Below are 2,479 nucleotides of genomic sequence, written 5' to 3'. Positions count from 1 at the left end.
CGATCGGGTAGGTCAAGGGCATTACTGCCCTCTTCCCCCCTCAGAACCGTACATGAGGGTTTCCCCTCATACGGCTCAAGCTTTTCTAAGTCTCTGTTTATATGCAGAGACCGGCTCATACTACTTCTTGTTTCCATTGGTTTTACGGGATAATTTGAAACATTCGTCATGAACCAACAGATTGCATTTCCGTCCGTCTTGGACGGTTGGCATTACGTTCCATGCCTTATGCGTGTCAATCGGTTCACCACATATCGGACATTTCCGACCTTGCTTTTCCCATAGGTAAAGCAGGGACTTACGTCCTTTCAGTGTCACAAGCATCTTTGACTTCATTCTTTTATTGAAGTACAGGCGGCAGTCTGCGTCAAACGGATTCATGTCCCCCTTTATCTGCGTATATTGCAGGAAAGGAAACGAAGATGCCAGTTTCAACAAGGTAAGTTGGTCTTCTTTGCCGTTTGATTTCTTGAACTTAGCCGCAAAAGTCCAGCTGTTCCCTCGGATATTGTGCCAATAACGGTCTTTTATCCACCGTTTCCCTTTCTTGGAATGACGGCGTTTAGCCCATTGCCACAAGGCGAGAAATATCTGATGGTCAATTCTGTGAAAAGAATCACGTGTCGCCCCATGCTGATAATATGCTCCCCATCCTCGGATTTTAGCATTCAACATCCTGATTAATGATTCCTGCTTGCAACCCTTATGGCCTTTTGTCACCTTACGGATATTCTCCATAAAGCGTTTTTCGGCTTTCTTGGTCGGCTTGGTCAATATTTCATTGCCGTATTTGCGGATATTGAAACCGAGAAAATCGAAACCGTCACGGATATTGGTTATCACCGTCTTTTCTTCTGATAAGGTCAGACCTCTTTCAGACATAAAGTCGGCTACCAATGGCTTGATTTCCTTTTCAAGTGTTTCACGGTTCTCGCAGGTAATTATAAAGTCATCAGCGTAGCGGACAAGATTCACCATTGGCGAATATAACTTGCCTTTGATTCTAACTCGTTTATATTTCTCTGCAAGGACTTTCTGCAATCCGTCCAATGTCATATTGGCAAGCGTGGGAGAGATAATACCACCTTGTGGTGTTCCCTCCTCTGTCGGGAACATCTGTTTGTTGAAGATATAGCCGCATTTCAACCATTTTCGGAGCATTGCCTTATCCATAGGGATGTTGGCAAGCAGCCATTCATGGCTGATATGGTCGAAGCACCCCTTTATGTCACCCTCCAGAATCCATTCGGGAGAATAGCCTTTTCGGAGAATGTTATGGCATTGCATTACCGCATCCATACAGCGACGTTCCTTGCGGAAACCGTATGAACGTGTGTCGGCTGTTGTTTCCGACACTGGTTCCAATGCCATGAGGTAGAGTGCTTGCATGGCTCTGTCTTTCATTGTCGGTATTCCCAACGGTCGCAGTTTGCCATTACTCTTTTTGATGTGGACTCTTCTCAATGGCTTCGGCTGGTAGCCTCTGCGTTTGAGTTCGCTTATCGCTTGTGTTTTTGCTTCGGGTTTCTCCCATGTTTCCATGTCCACCCCGGGGGTGTTGCCACCTCCATTAGAAGTAACTCTCTTTACGGCTAAGGCTTTTGCGTAAAAAGAGTGGGTCAGCGTCCACTGCAAGGCTTTCACCTTGCCCGGTCTGCCTTCCTTCTGAGCCTTTACAATACGCGCTTGTAGCTTTCTGACAGCCAACTCCGCCTTATTCCAGTCTATTCTGTCCCAAAGTGTTTGCTGATTGTCAGCAGGCGCACACGATGTCTTGTTTTCGTTCATTTGCTTTCCTCCTTTTGAAAGTTCTAAAAGTTAATTGTAAAGAATCACCATTTGACAACATTCGGTTTTGATTGCCTCCCTAATGTCGTCACAGAAGTCTGCCCACTTTCGTGTCGGATGATGTCGCCCACATCAGCTCGTGATGTCGGTTCAATCCGTATCCGCTCCATTACAGAACGGCATTCGCTTTTTCTGTTATCTTATACCTGCACACCATTCGGCTTTCATTGCTGTCAGCTTACCTGCCATTTTTTACATGACAGGAGATATACAGGCTTACCATGTTCCACATAGATAACTAACGGATAGGTTAGGTTCTGTCTCATCCTCCGGCGGTGCTTATATCCGTGTAATCCTACCATGGAGAGGATTAACCGACCGCTTCCCTTTTGGGTAGAGTGTGCCAGTATCTTACACTCTTTCGTGACATTACGAAGTTTACTAACAGTTCGCTTGCGCTAACCATACTATCCAGCCTCGCCACTCTACGGTATGATACTAACCGTACTTGACTTCCCCTCACGGTTCTGTCTTGTCTTGCGAAAGTGTACTTTGTCCCGACCGCTTAATACAACATTAAGGTGCACCGGTCGGTAGGCTACCGCTGACGGAACAGCGGGTTAAAACTGATACCCGTAAGTATCATTCCAACAATTATCTATGCGACTTCATGTCGCACCCACGGCGTATC

Annotated in this window: 1 protein-coding gene and 1 pseudogene; both read right to left on the bottom strand. The window is 46.1% G+C overall.

Annotated features, from left to right (window positions below):
* Positions 1–137 (bottom strand): annotated as a pseudogene (locus JZY04_RS21415) (DNA methylase); the annotation flags it as partial.
* Positions 121–1,788 carry a group II intron reverse transcriptase/maturase gene (ltrA, locus tag JZY04_RS20865; RefSeq protein ID WP_072541217.1) on the bottom strand — a complete coding sequence of 556 codons (1,668 nt, stop codon included), beginning with the start codon at positions 1,786–1,788 and terminating at the stop codon, positions 121–123. The pseudogene JZY04_RS21415 and the gene ltrA, both read right to left, overlap by 17 nt.
* Positions 1,789–2,479 lie beyond the last annotated feature (691 nt).

Source organism: Bacteroides sp. 11BF, assembly GCF_019633765.1.
Taxonomy (GTDB): domain Bacteria; phylum Bacteroidota; class Bacteroidia; order Bacteroidales; family Bacteroidaceae; genus Bacteroides; species Bacteroides hominis.
Note: the sequence above shows the minus strand (reverse complement) of the source record. Positions and strands in the feature narration are given on the sequence as shown.